The sequence below is a fragment of the Butyricimonas paravirosa genome (assembly GCF_032878955.1).
In the GTDB taxonomy this organism is placed as follows: Bacteria; Bacteroidota; Bacteroidia; order Bacteroidales; family Marinifilaceae; genus Butyricimonas; species Butyricimonas paravirosa.
Map to the genome: position 1 here is coordinate 3,040,364 of NZ_CP043839.1, position 19,886 is coordinate 3,060,249.

Below are 19,886 nucleotides of genomic sequence, written 5' to 3' on the forward strand. Positions count from 1 at the left end.
AATTATATCGTTTTAAGCAATTCTAAGCAATGATTTTCATTTTGACGCATCTCTTTCGCGTCAGCATCTGATTTATCTTTAAAACCTATTAAATGAAGTACAGAGTGTACGACAACCCTATGTAATTCATCTTCATAAGTTGTATTGAATTCTAAAGCATTGGATTGAACTGTATCAAGACTGATAAAAACATCACCTGACAATATTTTTCTCTCGGAGTAGTCAAAAGTAATAACGTCGGTGTAATAATCATGATTCAAATATTTCCTGTTTACATCCAGAATATAATCATCATTACAAAAAATAAAAGAGATCGTTCCTAATTGAAACGAATAATCATCAGCAACAGCTTGTAGCCATTGTTTCACTCTCTCTTCATTAAAAAAAGAAGGAATATCACATTCCTCACTAAAAAAAAGAAGTTCGCTCATCTATATATTATAAATTGAAAACCATGGTCACCTTTGATCCACCGTCTTCAAAAATCAAATCATCAGAAAGCGTTTTCATCAGGTAAAGACCACGTCCTGCATCTTTTTCTATATTATCCGGTAAAGTAGGGTCCGGGATATAAGAATAATCAAAACCTTCACCCTCGTCTTTCACGGCCACGAATAAACGCTTTTCTTCTTCGTAAACCGAAAACTTAACATGCTTTGAAGAATCCAGTTTATTTCCGTAAAGAATTGCATTATTAACAGCTTCAATAACACACAAACTTATCTTGCCGAACACATCCGGTTCGACATTATAAACATCCGAGAAATAATCGATAAAGTTCTCAACTTTAACGATATTACCAATTTCAGAGGCAATCGAAAACTCTAATTTGTCCATCGCTTTTTCAAATAATTAATAACGATCATCGCAATCATAACCAAGCCTTTTTTACTCACCATTTTACTCATATTCCGCAGCTATAAAAAGCATTATTCTCACTATCTACCGTCTAGCGAATGTAAGTAAAATATTTTTAAATACCAACCACCAATAAAGTATATTATTAATCTTTCAAACATACTCCTACTCTACCAAGGCGTTAACCATAATTGTGGATCTAAATTGTCTTTATCTCTCCAAACTTGAAAATTTAACGTACTGTTATTACCACTACTCACAGCCAGCTTGCCAATTTTTTGTTTCACATTGACGGTGTCCCCCTTCTTAATAAATATCTCCACCAAGTTCGAATACACCGTCAGATAATTTCCATGCCGCACAATCACAACGTTATTATCCCCCGGGATAAACATTATTTCCGTCACCACACCCTTAAATACCGCTCTAACATCAGCATTCCGGGATGTCGTAATAGTAATTCCTGCATTATTTAACTTCACCTGTTTAAAAACAGGGTGTACATTCACCCCGAATTTCTCCGACACAAATCCCTGTTCAACAGGCCAAGGTAACTTTCCTCTATTTTTAGCGAAATCGTCGGAAATAAGTTTCTCTTCTGGTGTTAATTTATATGTAGAATTTTTACTCCCCGACTTTTTAGCCTGAGCAGCAATAAGTTTCTCCAATTCTTTTTTAAAACGTTCTCTATTCTTAATCTCAATATTCAACTTTCGAAGAAGTTCTTTTTCCTTTTTCTTCAAATCCGCTATATACGTGTTCGCCTCATTTTGTTCCCGGATCAATTGATTATTTTGAGAGGTAATTTTAGACTGAGTTTCACTTTTCAGAGTCATCAATTTACTCAATTCTTTATTAATGGCGGTCAATGAATCGTTTGTCTGTTCAATTAACTGAATCTGCCGCTTGGAATAATCCTGAACCTGTTCAAAATATTTATACCGGGCATAAGCCTGAGCAAAACTCGAAGAAGAAAATATATAGATTAATTTATCCGATTCATTCCTCTTCTTCCAGGTCTCGTACACCATCTTAGAATAGAATTCCAGCATCCGTTGTTTATCGGATTCCAAACCGGATTTAACAGACTCATTCTTTTTAATCTGACCATCAAGGTAATTCACCTCGTTCGTGAGAGATTGAATCATCTCTTTTCCCTTACCGATTTTCTGGTTGATGATCGATACTTTCTGTATAGTGGAAGATTTATCTTTACGGGCATTTTCCAGTAACTTATTCAAATACGCGATTTCCTTCTCCGTCTTTTCATTTTTCTTTTTAATCGCATCAATAGACTGCGAGTAAGAAAAAGTGAAAGAAAACAAGAAAATCACGATCAATATGTTACGACAAATATCCATGCTAATACATTCTTTTATACTTACTAGGTATTTTAAAATTAGGTGAAACTTCCACGTCAAATTCCAACCGGTCAAAATTCAATATAACTTCCCAATTATCATTATCCGAAAATACATTAAAAGTTATTTTTCCGGGAAACAATTTTCCACCAAAATCCTTTATATTCTTGTATTTCACGCTCATTCCGACACCCTCTTCCAAATCCTCGATAGAAACAGCATTAGGTCTGAAACAATCCGGATCAATATGTATTTTCTGCAACACTAAAGAAAATTCTTTATTCTTTCTCCTTTTCTTGTATAATTTCTTCAATTTTCTCCCCAATGCTTTCTCTTCCAAACTATACAATACATAATCGTTACCAGACTTATCAAATTTATAACGCTTTCCCCGCACAGCCTCCGTGGTACAAGATTCAAAATCAAAGAATTGATTTGTCAGTATCCGTTGAAAACAATCAAATGTCAAACCCACGTCAAAACGTTCTGCGAAATAACTATAATCAGAAACAAAATATTTTTTCTCCCTAGGGCTGATAAATTTCACGCTATCCGGGGTCAATAGCAGTCTAGCCACATCAACACCTAAAGAGGCACTAACTGAAACCCATATAAAACTATCTCTTTGTATTCTTAAAATAGCTTTAAGACTATGGGAATTCTTGTTATCCTTCAAAGATAAATCAACTTTTTTTGCGTATATCGTATTATAATCTAACTCGTTAGAAATAATATTTTTAAACAATTTTCCTTCGGTAATATTCGGTAAATCTCTACGACTTTCCGTAATCTCCTTCACGGATCTACACGACACGAAACACAATAAAATCAATAATAAAACACAACTACTTCTCATGATCTACCGGTAAACCATTCTCTATCTTATATTTTAAATCACCACATTCTTCATCTCTAAATTCCAATGCTTTCTGCCACATTTTCACAGCCTCCTCCTTTTCCCCGTTCATGAATAAAATATCTCCATAGTGTTCGTATAAAACTCCACTTGGGTTCTTCTCGTTCTCAATAGCTGAACGCATATAAAATTTAGCCAAAGAATAATTTTTACTTTTAAACAAAACCCAGGCATAAGTATCCAAAAAAGTCGAATTATTCGGATCAGCACTCAATGCCGTTGAAATCATTTTTTCAGCTTTATCCAAATGTTCATTTCGTAATGAAAGATAATAGCTGTAATTATTTAATGTCATTATATCACCCGGATTTATCAACAAAGTACTGTCAAACATGGCAAAAGCCTGTTCAACACTATCCTGTTTATAATATACCTCACCAAGATAGGCAAAAAACTGGGCCTTAATAGGAGAATTATCCGGAGACAAGGCAAGTCCTTGTTCCAAATATCCCTTTGCTCGCTCTAAATCTTTCCGAATCAGTAAAGGCAAACTAATCATCACGTAGGGTAACGGCTCATTCGGGAAATATTTCAAACATTCCAACCCACCACGATACATGGCAGTCGTGTCTTCCAATTGATTATATAACATCAACAACTCTTCCCAAACCAAATAATTATTCTTTTCCTTAGAAATAAGAAACTCCAGTTCACCCTTACATTCCTCCAGTCTATTATACCGCTTCAGAAAATCAGCATTCAAAGTCCTAACGGCTATATCTTCAGGATATTTCTCCAATAATAATTGCACGTAGGAATAGATATGATCCAAAGAGATATTCGCATCGTTTTGGTTAACTAATAACTTCAGCAAATATTGAACCTTCAATCCATTTTCAACCTTATCATTCAATAAGGCCGAACGAATATATTTTTCCGTGTTTAAAGTATCATTCTTTGTACGATAATAATCAGCTAGATAAAGCCGCACAAAACCATTATCCGGATCATTTTTTACGATTTTATTCAATAATTGAAGACCTTTCTTCTCTTGATCATGTGACAAATACAGTTCGGCTAATAAACCCAAATAATCTGTTTTTTCAGGATATTTCTTCACCAACTTCATGATTTCTGCCGAAGCATTCTTTACATCATCCATCTTGGAATATAATTTAGCCTTTTCAATAATAGCCGGCTCACTTATTCCAAACTGTTTCTCGTAACGGTCCAACACGTTTATAGCCTTATCCCACTTCTCAACAGAAGAATATAAATCAGTCTCCACGATGTAAAAATCCTCTCTCTCGGGATGTAACAATATCAATTTATCATATACCTTACACGCCTCTTCAATCATTGATTTTCTCTGCAAAATATTAGCCAACAATAAATTATACCAAATATTTGTCGGCTCCAATTCCACAGCCTCCCGCATCAGTTGTAAAGGCAGCGTATAATCCTCTCCTAATACCAATATACTAGATAATTCATAACGTACCGCGGCACTTTTGTTATAAATTTTCATACACTGATCGAAATAAGCAATAGCAGATTTCAAGTCACCTAAAACCTTACAACGTACCCCTTCCATGAAAGCATAATCGAACTGTACTTTAGCCTCACCTTCTAAAGTAGGTTCTACCACTTTCTTTTTATCAGCAAAAAGCTGAATAGTACACAAAAGCAATAAAAAAACAAATAATAATCGACCTATTTTAGTCATTATAAATGATTTATTGTTTACCCGTGTGACCGAAACCTCCTCTCCCTCTCTCCGTCTCGCCCAATTCCTCCACTTCAATTAATTCAGCCTGTTCAACCTTATTAATCACCATCTGGCAAATTCTGTCCCCGTCATTAATCTGTGTTACTTCATGAGACAAATTCACTAAAATAACTCCGATTTCTCCTCTATAATCAGCGTCAATCGTTCCCGGCGTATTCAATAAAGTGATTCCTTCGTTTAAAGCCAATCCACTCCTTGGACGCATCTGAGCCTCGTAGCCATCAGGTAATTCGATAAACAAACCCGTCGGAACAAGTTTCCTTTCCAACGATTTCAACATGATAGGTTCATCAATATTAGCCCGTATATCTAAACCGGCAGATGATTTTGTCTTGTATTCCGGAAGCGGATGCTTCGATTTATTCACTATTTTAATTTTCATTCTCTCTGTAACTTTGGATGTTAATCACATTTTTAACTACTCCCATAAATTGCGCTAAGATAGCTATTTTTTATGAATTAACTTGTACATAAAATCTTTTGTCAGCAAAAAACTCATCTCTTTTTTTATAAAAATATACACGAAGAGTACGAATAACGGTAAACGAGCCAAACAAGTTACCAAGTTATTGTCAAATTTTATATATCCACCGACAAAATAGAACAATAAACAAACCGCAAAATAGAAAATAATCTTAGGTATATCGTAATTGATCTTGTAAAAATGTCTTCCCAGAATAAAAGATAAAATTGTCATAACCAAAAAACACGTGAAAACGGAATAGGCAGAAGCCATAAAACCTATTTTCGGCAAAAAAATCACGTTTCCTCCTATCGTGATTACGCAACCGATAATCGCCATGTAAGCCCCGTATATCGTTTTATCCGTCAATTTATACCACAAGGATAACGAATAGTAAATTCCTTGGAACAAATTAGCCATCAGCACCCAAGGTAATATCGTCAACCCGCTGAAATATTCTGATCCCAAGAAATATTTTAATACATCCAAAAAGTACATAACCCCTAAAAAGATCATTAAACCGAATCCAGTAAAATAGAGCAGTACATCCTGGTATATTTTTTTTGAATCATTATGCTTGGCATAATTGAAAAAGAAAGGTTCGAAAGCGAAGCGGAAACCTTGCGTAAAAATATACATCACTAAAGCCAATTTATAACTTGCCCCGTATATCCCGGTTATAGCCAAAGCCTCTTCCCCATCTCCTAAAATTTTAGGCATCAAAATCTTATCTCCCTGTAAATTAATCATCCCAGCAACACTCACGATCAAGATCGGGTATGAATATTTCAAAATATCTTTCAGCAAAGAGAACGAGAAAACAAATTTGAACCGGAAAATATAAGGAAACAACATCACCAACGTACAAACAGAAGAAACCAGATAGGAAATGAAAATATAAACTACCCCACCATCAACCTGATAGAAAGGAACAGAAATCCCTTTTTTCTCCAAAAATGGACAGAGCAAATAGAAAAACAAGTTCAACCCCACGTTAATGAGTATATTCACGAATTTAATAACCCCGAAACGAAGGGCTTTCCCTTCCATTCTCAATAGAGCGAAAGGCAAAGTACTCACCACATCAATCGCAATCGTTACAATCAATAAAACGAAGTAAATCGGATGATTCCCCACCTCAAGAAAACTGACAATTTGCGGGAGAAACGAAAAACAGAGTAATAAAAACAAAGTCGAAGTAAAGAGTAAAGAGGCCAACAAAGTCGAAAACACCCGGTCTTTATTGTCTTTAGTTGCAAAGCGGAAGAACCCTGTTTCTGTGCCATAAGTCAACAATACAACTAACAAAGCAACATACCCCATCAAATTCGTGAATATACCATTATCGACCGGAGAAAGTACCCTAGTATATAGTGGAACCAGCAACCAATTTATAAACCGTCCGAGTATTGTCGAGAAACCATAAATCACGGTTTCCCCCATTAGTTTCTTTAAAGGATTCATAATAACTTTGTCTTTATCAAATGTGATTCAACAGACAAAAGTAACAAGTTCCCAACAACAATATCATATATATATTATCTTTTATTTTTTTTAAAAAGAAATATGAGTATTATGATAGGCTGTGAGTTTTTGGTATAAAAAATAAGCGATTCTTTTGTTTTAATCGTTATTATTAATGGAGTGAAGAGTTATTCACAGGTTATAATTTTATTAATCCTTGATAATGAGATTTATTTTTGAGTTATCCACAATTGTTAGTAAAACAAGCTTTGGAAAAGTATTCGGTGAAATTCCCGTGAATTGATGTTAGTATTTTGTAGAAAGGAATTGGAATAATTTGAATAACTATTCTTGCATTTTTTAATTCTATTATTACTTGAATTCGAAATCGAGAAATCAAAATAAAGTTATTCTTTTTAGTTCTTTTTTATTCCACCATGAATACACGAGATACTAACAGTTACTAACAGGTATAATATAAAAAAATTGGAAATAGAATATAACGAATTTCTATTTCCAATTTATTATGACAGAACGTGTTACTTCCTATAAGAGAAATGCACGATTATTTGTTCATCTTTTCGATTGTAGCGGTAGTTGAATATCCTTCGATAAAATCAATAGTAATTACTTCTCCCCCTTTGGCCTTTACTATATCGTAACCTACAATCTCTTCAGGTTTATAGTCTCCTCCTTTTACTAACACGTCCGGTTGAACGAAATCAATCAGATCACGAGGTGTATCCGTATCGAAAAGGATCACTTCGTCAACAAACATGAGAGAAGCTAGTAATAACGCCCGGGCATTCTCGTCGTTCACGGGTCTGGAATCACCTTTTAACCGTTTCACAGAATCATCCGTATTCAATCCGATCACTAATTTAGTTCCCAGAGAGGCCGCTTTGGCTAGGTATTCTATATGTCCTTTATGGAGAATATCAAAACAACCGTTTGTGAAAACGATCTTGTCATCTTTGAATCTCCACAGACTCAATATATTTTCAGCCTCTTTCGCCGTGTGTGCGATTTTTTTCTCGATAAGTGGTAAATAATCCATGATCATGTCAAATAAGTTTATTTGTTGCGGTGTCCGGGAAAACCAATGTAGGTTTGTGTGATTTAGCCTCTTCAAAATCCATTGAAGCGTATGAGATAATAATGATCACGTCGCCCACGGCACATTTACGTGCTGCCGGACCATTCAGGCAAATAATACCCGAATTGCGTTCTCCTTTGATGATATAGGTATCGAATCTCTCACCATTGTTAATGTTCACGATCTGAACTTTTTCGTTTTCGATCATGTTAGCTGCCTCTAACAGAGCTTCATCAATAGTGATACTGCCCACGTACTGAAGGTTAGCATCAGTAACGGTAACCTTATGAAGTTTAGATTTTACTACTTCTATAAACATCTTCGTGTTAGTTTAAAATACAATATTATCAATTAATCGGATTTTACCGGCATAAACCGCAATGCATCCGACTTTTACATTGTTTTCACTCCAGTCTTGAATAGTTTTCAGTTCTGTGTCGTCCACGATCTCAAAATATTCAGTTTCCAGATAAGGGTTTTTATTGATTTCATCTACTACCCATTTTTTTAATTCTTCCACGTTCATTTGGGAAGTTAAATGAGTAGCTTCTTCGAGTACTTTATGAATATGCGGGGCATTTTTCCTGTATTCCGGTTCCAGTAAAGTATTTCTGGAACTCATGGCCAGCCCGTCTGTTTCCCGGATGATAGGGCATGAAACAATTTCAAGCTCATAATGTAATTGTTTCACCATGTTTTTGATCACCGCGATTTGCTGGAAATCCTTCATCCCGAAATATGCCCGGTGTGGTCGCACAATGTCAAATAACTTGCTTACGATTTGTCCCACGCCGTTAAAATGTCCCGGACGTCTTGCTCCTTCCATGACACTCTCCACGTATCCGAAGTCAAATACACGGGTATCTTCTTCCGGGTACATCTCTTCCACGCTGGGAGCGAACACGTAATCACATCCGTTCTTTTCCAATAAAGTAACATCTTTGTCCAAAGTACGGGGATAACGTTTCAAATCTTCTTTATCATTAAACTGCGTCGGGTTCACGAACACGCTGACCACGGCAATATCATTTCCTTTTTTACATGCTTTCACGAGGGATATGTGACCTTCGTGAAGTGCGCCCATTGTTGGCACTAAGCCCACCGTTTTCCCTTCACTTTTCAACTTCTCGATAACGGTGCTTAATTCCGTTTTCTTAGTTATAATATTCATGCTTATATTCTTGAAAATACGGGGTGCAAGTTTACAAACTATTTTCGATATAATGCAAAATTGAAAGTTGAAAATTCAAAATGATTATTTAAATAGTGAATGAATATTAGCGTGTATAGACGAGAGAGCATCCAGCAACTCGTTATGGGTAACGCCTTCCCGCATGACAATAAGGACTGTATCGTCACCACCGATAGTTCCCAGTACCTCAAAATAATTTTCATTATCAATCAGAACGGTCACGGCTTTCGCGTATCCGGGAAGAGTTTTCATCACGGCAATATTTCCTGAAAAATCAATGCTTGAAATGGCGTCCGTCACGATGGCGGAGGCTTTTTCATCGGCTTGTTCATTCTGAATACTGTCCGGGATAATATATATGTAACCTTTATCTTTATGAGGTATTTTAGCTACTCTCATGAATTTAAGATCGCGTGATAACGTACTTTGCGTTGCCTCTACGTTTAGCTCTTTCAGTCTGAACAATAATTCTTCCTGCGAGCAGATCTGTTCGTTCTCAATAAGCTTTCGAATGGCCAACAGGCGTTTCGTTTTATTTCTCATAGGTGTTTATATTACGCCTCACAAAGTTAGGGAAATTTGTTTTATATTCAATACGGGGATATAAAATAAAGAGAGGGTATTGATGTACTTATCTGGGGAGTATAATGGTTTGATAAGTTTTAGAATACGATGTGTTGATGTCCCTATAATCTTAAAAATATTTATTTTCATAAATATGCTTTGTAAATTCATATATTCACCATATTTTTGCATAAAATTTAATTTATAGTTGATTGATTGAATAAATATGCATGAATTAAAGAAAGCCCGTCTTGTTTTAGAAGACGGGACAGTTTATGAGGGAACTTCCTTTGGTTACGAGAAATCGGTGTCCGGGGAAGTTGTTTTTTATACGGCAATGACCGGTTATCCGGAGAGCTTAACAGACCCTTCTTATAAAGGGCAAATTCTGGTTCCGACTTATCCCATGATCGGAAATTACGGGGTCCCGGTCGATGACGAGCGAGACGGAATATCCAAGTTCTTCGAGTCGGATAAGATTCATTGTAAAGCTTTGGTCATTTCGGATTACTCTTCCCGGTATAGTCATTGGAATTCCCAAAAAAGTCTCGGAGATTGGTTAAAAGAACAACAGATTCCGGGGCTTTTTGGTATAGATACCCGGGCATTGACTCAAAAGTTAAGGGATCATGGAGCAATGTTGGGTAAAATACTGTTTGACAATGAAGACATACCCTATTATGATCCGAATAAAGATAACATCGTTGCCGAGGTTTCCACGAAAAAGATCATGGAATACGGAAACGGGAAATATAAAGTGGTTCTGGTGGATTGCGGGGTAAAAAACAATATATTGCGATGCTTGTTAAAACGGGATGTTACGGTGAAACGAGTTCCGTGGAATTATGATTTCACGAAGGAAAAATTTGATGGTATCTTTCTTTCTAACGGGCCGGGAGACCCCTCTCGTTGCGAGGAAACGATAGAGCATATACGGAAAGCATTGAAAGGGAATACCCCTATCATGGGTATTTGTCTGGGAAATCAACTCATGGCAAGGGCTGCCGGGGCCTCTACCTATAAATTAAAATATGGACATAGAAGTCACAATCAACCGGTCATGAACCCCGGTGGAACCCGTTGTTATATTACTTCCCAGAATCATGGATTCGCAATAGATGAGACAACACTTCCCGCTGACTGGGAACCGTTGTTCGTGAACGTAAATGACGGTACAAACGAGGGAATTCAGCACAAGAAAAAACCTTTTTTCTCGGCTCAATTCCATCCGGAAGCATCAAGTGGTCCCGTGGACACGGAGTTTCTTTTTGACAATTTCATTGCTGCAATGAAAACATCGAAGAAGTAATTGAAAGGAATGTTAGTGATAACACTGAAAATGATGAGTATTCCAGCTCCTCCTCTGTTCATAGAGGAGGTGGCACGAAGTGTCGGAGGAGTTATCGTTATTTCTATAAACTCTCTCCCCCCTTCGGGGTACTCCCTCTATAAACAGAGGGAGAGTTAGAGTACTCATTTTTGACGGAAAAAACGAGCAATGAATCTAAAACTTTAAATCTAAAATAAGAATGGGTATAGCAAAGGTATTGCTTCTGGGATCGGGAGCATTGAAGATAGGGGAAGCCGGAGAGTTTGATTATTCCGGATCACAGGCTTTGAAAGCACTTCGGGAAGAAGGTATTTACAGCGTGTTGATAAATCCGAATATAGCCACGGTACAGACATCGGAAGGGGTGGCTGACAAGATATACTATTTACCCGTGACACCGGAATTCGTGGAACAGGTGATCGAGAAGGAACGTCCGGATGGTATTCTTCTCTCTTTCGGGGGACAAACTGCATTGAATTGCGGGGTGGCTCTTTATAAATCGGGTGTTCTAGAAAAGTATAACGTGCAAGTACTCGGAACGCCTGTACAAGCCATCATAGATACCGAAGACCGGGAAATCTTTGCCGGAAAATTGGCAGAAATTAACGTGAAAACACCGAGAAGTATCGCTGCCAGTAATATGGAAGAGGCGTTTGCTGCGGTGGATAAATTAGGTTTTCCGGTGATTATCCGAGCAGCTTACACTCTGGGGGGATTGGGTTCCGGCTTTTGTTCGAATAAAGAAGAGTTGGAACGCTTGGCTGCCAGTGCCTTTTCTTATTCTCCTCAGGTTTTAGTGGAAGAATCTTTGAAGGGATGGAAAGAAGTAGAATACGAGGTGGTACGTGATAAATATGATAATTGTATCACGGTCTGTAACATGGAAAACTTCGATCCGCTGGGAATTCATACCGGAGAGAGTATAGTAGTTGCTCCATCACAGACTTTAAGTAATAGCGAATACCACAAATTGAGATCGATAGCTATAAAAATAATCCGGCATATAGGCATCGTGGGTGAATGTAACGTGCAGTATGCCCTTGATCCGAACTCGGAAGATTATCGGGTAATCGAGGTAAACGCTCGTCTTTCACGGTCCAGTGCATTGGCATCCAAGGCAACCGGGTACCCTTTGGCTTTTGTTGCTGCGAAATTGGGTATGGGATACGGGTTACACGAGATCAAAAACTCGGTAACCAAAGTCACCACGGCATGTTTCGAGCCGGCATTGGATTACGTGGTTTGTAAAATACCTCGCTGGGACTTGAATAAATTCGAGGGAGTTTCCAAAGTGATCGGTTCTTCCATGAAAAGCGTGGGAGAAATCATGGCTATCGGACGATCTTTCGAAGAGGCAATTCAAAAAGGAATCCGGATGATCGGGCAGGGTATGCACGGTTTTGTCGGTAACGTGTTGAAAGCGAAAGATATTGATGAAGAGTTAGTGAACCCGACAGATTCTCGGATATTTGCCATTGCCGGGGCTTTCGACAAGGGATATAGCGTAGAGAAAATTCATGGATTGACGAAAATCGATCACTGGTTTTTACAACGTTTGGAAAACATTCACTTGCTAAAAGAAGAATTAAGCAAACTTGATAAGGAAACGGATATTAGTGAAGGTCTGTTGCGAAAGGCAAAACAATACGGTTTCTCTGATTTCCAGATCGGTCGATTGACCGTGAAGAATACCTCGTTATCTCACCACGAGAAAATGTTGAAGGTTCGGGATTACCGGAAGAAATCGGGAGTATTACCCTGTGTGAAACAGATTGACACGCTGGCGGGTGAATATCCGGCAATGACAAATTACTTGTATGTCACCTACAACGGGTCCGAAAATGACGTGAAATACGAGCATGACGGACGTTCCGTGATCGTGTTGGGGTCGGGAGCTTATCGCATCGGTAGTAGCGTGGAATTCGATTGGTGTGGTGTGAGTGCTTTGAATACAATCCGGAAAGCCGGCTATCGTTCGGTGATGATTAATTATAACCCGGAGACAGTCAGCACGGATTACGATACCTGTGATCGTCTCTATTTCGACGAGTTGTCATTCGAACGGGTGATGGATATTATCGAATTGGAAGAACCGAAAGGCGTGATTGTTTCCACGGGTGGCCAGATTCCGAATAACTTGGCTATGCGATTGCATGGTCAACACGTGAATATTTTGGGGACTTCTCCCGAATCTATCGACCGGGCAGAAGATCGTCAGAAATTCTCTACCATGTGTGACGAGTTGGGTATTGACCAGCCCCGGTGGAGCGAATTAACGAGTATAGAGGACATTTATCATTTCGTGGATAAAGTGGGTTTCCCCGTGTTGATTCGTCCTTCTTACGTGCTATCCGGGGCCGCTATGAACGTGGTGTCGAATAAAGATGAGTTATTACATTTCTTGGAGTTAGCAGCAGAGGTATCGAAAGATCATCCTGTCGTGGTATCCGAGTTTATCGAACAGGCGAAAGAAGTCGAGATTGACGCAGTGGCGCAGGAAGGAGAGGTAAAGGCTTACGCTATCAGTGAGCATGTTGAATTTGCCGGAGTACATTCCGGTGATGCGACTATCGTTTTCCCGGCACAGAAACTTTACGTGGAGACAATCCGTCGAATCAAAAAGATTGCCCGTTCCATTGCTAAAGAACTGAACATATCCGGTCCGTTTAACATGCAGTTTTTGGCGAAGGATAATGATATAAAGGTCATCGAGTGTAATTTGCGGGCATCGAGAAGTTTCCCCTTCGTGTCGAAAGTATTGAAATATAACTTTATCGATATGGCCACCCGGATCATGTTGGGAGAGAAGGTTGAATCCTTGAATAAATCGGTATTCGATCTGGATTACGTGGGAGTGAAAGCCTCACAATTCTCTTTTGCCCGGCTTTTAAAGGCCGATCCCGTGTTGGGAGTGGATATGGCATCCACGGGAGAGGTGGGGTGTATCGGTGAGAATTACTACGAGGCAATATTGAAAAGTATGCTTTCTGTTGGGCATCGTATTCCGAAGAAAAATATACTGATCTCTTCCGGTCCGACTCGTTCCAAGGTAGAGTTACTGAATTCTACCCGGATGTTGATCGAAAAAGGGTATAATATTTACAGCACGGCAGGAACGGCTAAATTCTTTAAAGAGAATGGAATTGATACTCAAATCCTTTACTGGCCGGATGAAGATAAGGAGCCGAATATTATGGAATACTTGCATGATCGAAGGATAGACTTGGTAATCAATATCCCGAAAAATCACACGAAACGAGAGCTGGATAATGGCTATAAAATCCGACGTGCAGCCGTGGATTACAACATCCCGTTGATCACGAATGCCCGTTTGGCCAGTGCCTTCATCTATGCTATTTGTAAGGTAGATCCTTCCGAGATTGCGATTAAGAGTTGGGACGAATACTAGAAAGGTAAAAGATAAAAACTAAAAGATAAAAGTTGAAAGGGGCTGTTCATTTTTTTTGGACAGCCCCTTTTTTATATTTTGCAGGATGTAACCAGCAATAATTTAATAAAACTGCAAGATACATCTTGCAGTTTTACGGGGTGATAATAATTTTTTGGGTATTTGACCTTAAATTGCTAGCTTTGTAATAATCATTGATAATAAAAATAGATACTTATGACGAGTAAGAAATTGAAAAGAATTCTATATGTTTTTGCAGTTTTAATCATGTTGATACTGGGAATCGTCGTGTGGATGCAATCATCTGGTGGAGTTGTTGAGGAACAGACGTTTACTATTAATAATAAGCAATTGGCCACTTTTGTCTATAACACCGAAACAGAAACTCCCCAAAGGCTACATATCACGGTGAAAGGTTCCTTGGATTGTGATGCTATTTTAACTATAAGAGAAGACGGAGAGACTAGTGGAGTTCGTTCCCGTCGCTCGTTTCCTTTAAAAGCAGGAGAACTGAAAGATCGGGATTTCCAGACCATGTGGACTCATACCGGGATTATCATAGAATTCAAGACAGATGGATGTACCGTTAATGATGTGAAGGTTAAGATTGAGGTGATAGAGTAAATGATTCATAACGATATATTGATTTGCTGATTTAAACTAGCAATTTTTCGAAAATTTGCTGATTTAAATCAGCATTTTTGTATATTTGCATCAATAACATTGATTTTATTACAGTTATGGAACAATTAATTGAACTTTTCCGGCGTTTATTGTTATTGACAGATACATCATATATCCGATATTTGTATGATAAAATTGATTGGTCGGCACGTATGATTGGAATTGTGGGACCTCGGGGAGTGGGGAAAACCACTATGTTGTTACAGCGTATAAAATTAAATCATTCGCTGGATGATACGCTTTTTATTAATGCGGATGACCTGTATTTTGCAGAACATAGACTTTTTGATTTAGCTTCGGATTTTTATAAAAACGGGGGAAGACATCTTTTTATTGATGAAGTGCATAAATATTCGGAGTGGTCTAAGGAACTGAAAATGATATATGATTATTATCCTGATTTTCAGATTATATTCACGGGTTCTTCTATTTTGGATATTTATAAGGGAAATGCAGATTTAAGTCGTCGGGCATTGAGTTACTATTTGCCGGGACTCTCTTTTCGTGAATATTTGAATTTATCGTATGGAATGCAGTTGCCAGCCTATTCTTTAGAGGATATTCTTTCGCACAAAATTGAATTTCCTGAAACAAGGTTACCATTACCTTTATTTAAAGAGTACATGATGAAAGGATATTATCCATTCTTTCGGGATCCTGGTTATGAACAACGCTTGCGGAATGTGATAGGTCTTACGGTAGAGAATGATATTCCTATCTATGCTAGTATGAATATTGCTTCTACAAAAAAAATTCGGCAATTACTTTATATTATTTCTCAAAGTGTACCATTCAAGCCTAATTTTACGAAAATAGGTCAAATGATAGATGTGCATCGTAATCAAGTAACAGATTTCTTGTATTATCTGGAAAGAGCTGGTATAATTGCTCAATTACGTGGTGAAACTGGAGGTATTAGATTATTGGGTAAAGTGGAAAAAGTGTATTTAGATAACACAAATTTGATTTATGCTTTAGCTGAAAATAAATCAGATATAGGAAATATTCGAGAAACGTTTTTTCTTTCCCAGATGAAAGTGTACAATGATGTCTTTTCATCTGAAAAGTCTGATTTCCGGATTGAAAATTTTACTTTTGAGGTTGGAGGCCAAGGAAAACAGCAAAAGCAGATAGAAGGGATAGAAAATGCATATATCGTAAAGGATAACATTGAATATGGATATAAAAATATTATTCCACTGTGGCATTTTGGTTTTAATTACTAGTTTACTTACTTGATTCTTTTTTCAAAAAAACAAATAAAAACATCCTGTGCTAGATCTTCTGAATAATCTCCATTCATGATATAGTGATAGATAAAATTATATATATCAATATAATGGTATTTGAAAATATGTTCAAATTCTTTCTCTTGCATAGTAAGGATTAAAGATACACCTCACAAATATATAAGATAAAATTTTTATTACAAGTATTAAAAATCGTTTTATTTTTTGATCTTGCCTTTCCCTATCTTTTCTCTATCCTTTTTCTATGGTTCCTCTACCACATAAAGTAATCTCGAACATACCGCATACAGAACATGAACACAAATCTATGTTGTTGTTATGTTGTTACTATGTTCATGCTATGTTTATGGTATAGGGAAAGAATAGCCTAACCATGAGCCAAGTATTATGTATTGTCCTGAAAAAAGTTTACAGTAAACTTAGTAAACCAATTTTAGTAAACTACAATTGACAAAAAGATAGTTAACGAATATATAGTTGTTAAATATCATTATTAACAGATTAGATCAATGAAAATTTTTTTTCCAAAAAAGTGATTTTAATTTATAATGTCATATTCGGAAATGGTATGAAACGATAATGTTTCGAAGTATCTTAAATTCAGTGTAAGATCAGACGTGATTTTTAAAAAGATTAGTTTCCAGTGTGAATGAAAAATAGTTTCCATCTGCACTGGAAACTATTCTTTAAAAAATAAAGTATTGGTCCTAAAGAATTTTTAATGGATAGATGTTTTGAAAACTTATTAATGGAATGTAAATTGGTTCGTTATCCGTGTAGAATCCGTACATTATCCGTTGAAGACAGGGTGTAGTTAGGGATCAAAGACGTATCACTTTCGAATCAAAGACGTTTCAAAGACGTTCAGCGGGTGTCTTTGATATGGGGGTGAAGGGAATATGGTTATTGTGTGATAGGGTATTTCATTTATTCTTCAGGCTTTGTATTTCGTGAAACATGTGCTATCTTTTTCCCGTCAATTGTTTAAAATCGGCATTAACTTCGACAACAAGACACGAAATATCGAGAAGTGGATTGTGGAATAAAACTCTTAAGATTTCAAGAAGTTTTAATCGTTTTTATGGAAGAGCAAGGAGAGATTCTTCTTGATCGGTAGAGATATAAATTTAATTTTCTAACTTTGTATGCTAAAATAAAAACGAGAAGTGATGTTTAAAAGATATTGGAAAGACTTTGCCATTTTCTGGGGGCTATTTATTGTTTTTGTTGCGGGTGTGTTTTTCTTTTTCTACCTTGTTTCGGCGGGTAAATTAGGTTTTATGCCCACGTTCGAGGAGTTGGAGAACCCCAAGAATAAATTTGCCACGGAGATTTATTCCGAGGACGGGAAGATTTTAGGAAAGTATTTCGAGGGGAGTGAGAACCGTCGGTATATGGATTACAAGGATATTCCTCAGAGTGTTATCGATGCGTTAATTGCCACGGAGGATGTACGTTTCTATGATCATAGTGGTATTGATGTGCGAGGATTGTTCCGGGTGGCACAGGGTATGTTGACCGGGAATTCTTCTGCCGGAGGTGGTAGTACGATCACGCAACAGTTGGCAAAGATGTTGTTCCCTCGGGAGGCGAATCAGAACTTCATGGAGTTGGCTGTACGTAAATTCCGGGAGTGGGTGATTGCGGTGAAATTGGAGAAAAGCTACACGAAGGAAGAGATTATCACAATGTATCTCAATAAGTTTGACTTTTTGAACTTGGCCGTTGGTATTAACTCTGCCGCAAACATATATTTTTCGACAACACCCGATTCTTTGAAGGTGGAACAAGCCGCTATGTTGGTGGGGATGGCTAAAAATCCGTCGCTTTTTAACCCGGTACGCAGAGAAGAGAAAACGTTGGGACGCCGGAATGTGGTGTTGGGACAGATGTTGAAATATGACAAGATTTCACGAGCTGAATTTGATTCTTTGAAGGTTCTGCCTTTGGGATTGGACTTCCACAAAGAGGATCATAAAGAGGGTATTGCGACCTATTTCCGGGAATATTTACGGTTATACATGACAGCATCTAAACCGGATAAAAAGAATTACAGCAAGTGGAGTAAAGACCAGTATGCGGTAGATTCTTTGGCTTGGGAAACGAATCCGCTTTATGGGTGGTGCAACAAGAATCTGAAATCAGACGGTTCGCATTATAATATCTACACGGATGGGTTAAAGATTTATACAACATTGGATTCCCGGATGCAGAAATATGCGGAAGAGGCCGTGACGGAACATCTGGGAGGAACGTTGCAGCCGGCATTTATGGCCGAGAGAAGTAGAAAAGCTCATCCGCCTTTTTCGAATGATTTGACGGTTTCCGAGATCAATGATATTTTGAATACTTCTATCCGTCGTACCGAGCGCTATCGGTCAATGAATAAGGCAGGTAAGAGTTTTCAAGAGATAAAGAAATCCTTTGATAAAGCGATTCCGATGTCTGTTTTCACGTGGAAAGGTGTACGGGATACCGTGATGAGTCCGTTGGATTCATTGAAACATTACAAATCATTCTTCCGGGCCGGATTCATGGCGATGGAACCTTCTTCAGGCCGAATCAAGGCGTACGTGGGGGGACCGGATTATCGTTATTTCCAGTATGATATGGTAAGTACCGGAAAACGGCAGATCGGTTCAACGATCAAGCCGATTCTTTACACGTTGGCGATGCAGGAGGGGCTGGGACCTTGTGATCAGGTGCTGAACGTGCAACAGACGTTTGTCTTGCCGGACGGGACGACTTGGACGCCTCGTAATTCCACGGATAAGCGGGAAGGTGAGATGGTGACTTTGAAATGGGGATTGGCAAATTCGGTGAATAATATTTCCGGTTGGGTATTGAAACAATTTACCCCGGAGGCCGTCGTGCAGATGGCTCACCGGATGGGAATCACGAGTTTTATAGACCCGGTTCCCGCAATTTTCTTGGGCTCTTCCGAGGTTTCCGTGAAAGAGATGGTCGGGGCATTCTCGATATATGCGAATAAAGGGGTATATAATGCACCGATGATGGTGACTAAAATTGAGGATAAGTATGGTAACGTGCTGGCGAATTTCTACCCGGAATCCAGAGAAGTGATTACTGAAAACACTGCATTCTTGATGGCGAATTTGTTGCAGGGGGTTGTGGATGAAGGAACGGGTCGCCGTTTGCGTTTTCGGTATGGTTTTAAGAACCAGATCGGGGGAAAGACCGGAACGACACAGAATCACTCTGATGGTTGGTTTATCGGAATTACACCTGATCTTGCCGGAGGGGTTTGGGTTGGTGCGGAAGATCGTTCTATCCATTTCCAGAATTTGGCGAATGGACAGGGAGCTAGTATGGCACTTCCGATTTGGGCTTTGTTTATGCAGAAAGTATATGCGGATAAATCTCTTGCCGTGCCGCAAAGTGATTTCCAAAAACCGAATGGGGTGAACCATGTGCTTGATTGTGGGGATGCGGATCGAGAGGGAATGACGGATTACGATTCTTCAGATGAAATCTTTGATTAATTGAAAATTCATTTTGTTGATGATCTGATTTATAGAAAGTATTGTAAGAATAACGAGATTGAAAAAG

16 protein-coding genes are annotated in these 19,886 nt (G+C 38.1%); 5 read left to right on the plus strand and 11 right to left on the minus strand.

Going from position 1 to position 19,886, the window contains the following annotated elements; translation table 11 throughout:
- Positions 1-2: 2 nt before the first annotated feature.
- From ybeY to F1644_RS12660, 11 genes are all read right to left on the minus strand, one after another.
- Positions 3-431: an rRNA maturation RNase YbeY gene (ybeY, locus tag F1644_RS12610; RefSeq protein WP_118305212.1), complete on the minus strand. Its 429-nt coding sequence runs from the start codon at positions 429-431 to the stop codon at positions 3-5.
- A gap of 7 nt (positions 432-438) precedes the next feature.
- Positions 439-837 carry an ATP-binding protein gene (locus F1644_RS12615; protein ID WP_027202137.1) on the minus strand — a complete coding sequence of 133 codons (399 nt, stop codon included), beginning with the start codon at positions 835-837 and terminating at the stop codon, positions 439-441.
- 191 nt (positions 838-1,028) lie between these two features.
- Positions 1,029-2,219: a murein hydrolase activator EnvC family protein gene (locus F1644_RS12620; protein ID WP_087419264.1), complete on the minus strand. Its 1,191-nt coding sequence runs from the start codon at positions 2,217-2,219 to the stop codon at positions 1,029-1,031.
- A gap of 1 nt (position 2,220) precedes the next feature.
- Positions 2,221-3,075: a DUF4292 domain-containing protein gene (locus tag F1644_RS12625; protein WP_118305211.1), complete on the minus strand. Its 855-nt coding sequence runs from the start codon at positions 3,073-3,075 to the stop codon at positions 2,221-2,223.
- Entirely contained in the window at positions 3,065-4,801 is a 1,737-nt protein-coding gene (locus F1644_RS12630; RefSeq protein ID WP_118305210.1) for a tetratricopeptide repeat protein, read from the minus strand. Before F1644_RS12630 ends, F1644_RS12625 begins: the two co-directional genes overlap by 11 nt.
- Before the next feature lie 10 nt (positions 4,802-4,811).
- Positions 4,812-5,246: a dUTP diphosphatase gene (gene dut / locus F1644_RS12635; protein WP_087419267.1), complete on the minus strand. Its 435-nt coding sequence runs from the start codon at positions 5,244-5,246 to the stop codon at positions 4,812-4,814.
- 63 nt (positions 5,247-5,309) lie between these two features.
- Positions 5,310-6,791, minus strand: coding sequence for a lipopolysaccharide biosynthesis protein (locus F1644_RS12640; RefSeq protein WP_118305209.1), 1,482 nt, complete (start codon positions 6,789-6,791; stop codon positions 5,310-5,312).
- A gap of 565 nt (positions 6,792-7,356) precedes the next feature.
- Positions 7,357-7,854, minus strand: coding sequence for a D-glycero-beta-D-manno-heptose 1-phosphate adenylyltransferase (gene rfaE2 / locus F1644_RS12645; RefSeq protein WP_229128151.1), 498 nt, complete (start codon positions 7,852-7,854; stop codon positions 7,357-7,359).
- A 1-nt stretch (position 7,855) separates the two neighbouring features.
- The gene (gene panD, locus F1644_RS12650; RefSeq protein ID WP_027202130.1) at positions 7,856-8,206 is read right to left on the minus strand and encodes an aspartate 1-decarboxylase; all 351 of its coding nucleotides are present in this window, start codon (positions 8,204-8,206) and stop codon (positions 7,856-7,858) included.
- A 12-nt stretch (positions 8,207-8,218) separates the two neighbouring features.
- Positions 8,219-9,058 (minus strand): pantoate--beta-alanine ligase, encoded by an 840-nt coding sequence (panC, locus tag F1644_RS12655; protein WP_118305208.1) that lies wholly within the window; start codon positions 9,056-9,058, stop codon positions 8,219-8,221.
- Positions 9,059-9,142: 84 nt separating this feature from the next.
- A complete protein-coding gene (locus F1644_RS12660; RefSeq protein ID WP_087419271.1) occupies positions 9,143-9,622 on the minus strand; it encodes an arginine repressor in 480 nt (159 codons plus the stop codon).
- 247 nt (positions 9,623-9,869) lie between these two features.
- Between F1644_RS12660 and carA the strand changes: the two genes are divergently transcribed.
- The 5 genes from carA to F1644_RS12685 all read left to right on the plus strand — a co-directional run bounded on the left by carA (position 9,870) and on the right by F1644_RS12685 (position 19,819).
- Positions 9,870-10,952 (plus strand): glutamine-hydrolyzing carbamoyl-phosphate synthase small subunit, encoded by a 1,083-nt coding sequence (carA, locus tag F1644_RS12665; RefSeq protein WP_118305207.1) that lies wholly within the window; start codon positions 9,870-9,872, stop codon positions 10,950-10,952.
- A 214-nt stretch (positions 10,953-11,166) separates the two neighbouring features.
- Positions 11,167-14,382: a carbamoyl-phosphate synthase (glutamine-hydrolyzing) large subunit gene (gene carB, locus F1644_RS12670; RefSeq protein WP_118305206.1), complete on the plus strand. Its 3,216-nt coding sequence runs from the start codon at positions 11,167-11,169 to the stop codon at positions 14,380-14,382.
- A 216-nt stretch (positions 14,383-14,598) separates the two neighbouring features.
- A complete protein-coding gene (locus tag F1644_RS12675) occupies positions 14,599-15,006 on the plus strand; it encodes a hypothetical protein (protein ID WP_118305205.1) in 408 nt (135 codons plus the stop codon).
- A gap of 116 nt (positions 15,007-15,122) precedes the next feature.
- Positions 15,123-16,292, plus strand: coding sequence for an ATP-binding protein (locus tag F1644_RS12680; RefSeq protein WP_087419278.1), 1,170 nt, complete (start codon positions 15,123-15,125; stop codon positions 16,290-16,292).
- A 1,193-nt stretch (positions 16,293-17,485) separates the two neighbouring features.
- On the plus strand, positions 17,486-19,819 hold the full coding sequence (locus F1644_RS12685; protein ID WP_087419279.1) for a transglycosylase domain-containing protein: 2,334 nt from the start codon (positions 17,486-17,488) through the stop codon (positions 19,817-19,819).
- Positions 19,820-19,886 lie beyond the last annotated feature (67 nt).

Coding starts and splice junctions, on each gene's coding strand:
- ybeY (WP_118305212.1), bottom strand. CDS start 431: ATGAGCGAACTTCTTTTTTTTAGTGAGGAATGTGATATTCCTTCTTTT.
- F1644_RS12615 (WP_027202137.1), bottom strand. CDS start 837: ATGGACAAATTAGAGTTTTCGATTGCCTCTGAAATTGGTAATATCGTT.
- F1644_RS12620 (WP_087419264.1), bottom strand. CDS start 2,219: ATGGATATTTGTCGTAACATATTGATCGTGATTTTCTTGTTTTCTTTC.
- F1644_RS12625 (WP_118305211.1), bottom strand. CDS start 3,075: ATGAGAAGTAGTTGTGTTTTATTATTGATTTTATTGTGTTTCGTGTCG.
- F1644_RS12630 (WP_118305210.1), bottom strand. CDS start 4,801: ATGACTAAAATAGGTCGATTATTATTTGTTTTTTTATTGCTTTTGTGT.
- dut (WP_087419267.1), bottom strand. CDS start 5,246: ATGAAAATTAAAATAGTGAATAAATCGAAGCATCCGCTTCCGGAATAC.
- F1644_RS12640 (WP_118305209.1), bottom strand. CDS start 6,791: ATGAATCCTTTAAAGAAACTAATGGGGGAAACCGTGATTTATGGTTTC.
- rfaE2 (WP_229128151.1), bottom strand. CDS start 7,854: ATGATCATGGATTATTTACCACTTATCGAGAAAAAAATCGCACACACG.
- panD (WP_027202130.1), bottom strand. CDS start 8,206: ATGTTTATAGAAGTAGTAAAATCTAAACTTCATAAGGTTACCGTTACT.
- panC (WP_118305208.1), bottom strand. CDS start 9,058: ATGAATATTATAACTAAGAAAACGGAATTAAGCACCGTTATCGAGAAG.
- F1644_RS12660 (WP_087419271.1), bottom strand. CDS start 9,622: ATGAGAAATAAAACGAAACGCCTGTTGGCCATTCGAAAGCTTATTGAG.
- carA (WP_118305207.1), top strand. CDS start 9,870: ATGCATGAATTAAAGAAAGCCCGTCTTGTTTTAGAAGACGGGACAGTT.
- F1644_RS12675 (WP_118305205.1), top strand. CDS start 14,599: ATGACGAGTAAGAAATTGAAAAGAATTCTATATGTTTTTGCAGTTTTA.
- F1644_RS12680 (WP_087419278.1), top strand. CDS start 15,123: ATGGAACAATTAATTGAACTTTTCCGGCGTTTATTGTTATTGACAGAT.
- F1644_RS12685 (WP_087419279.1), top strand. CDS start 17,486: ATGTTTAAAAGATATTGGAAAGACTTTGCCATTTTCTGGGGGCTATTT.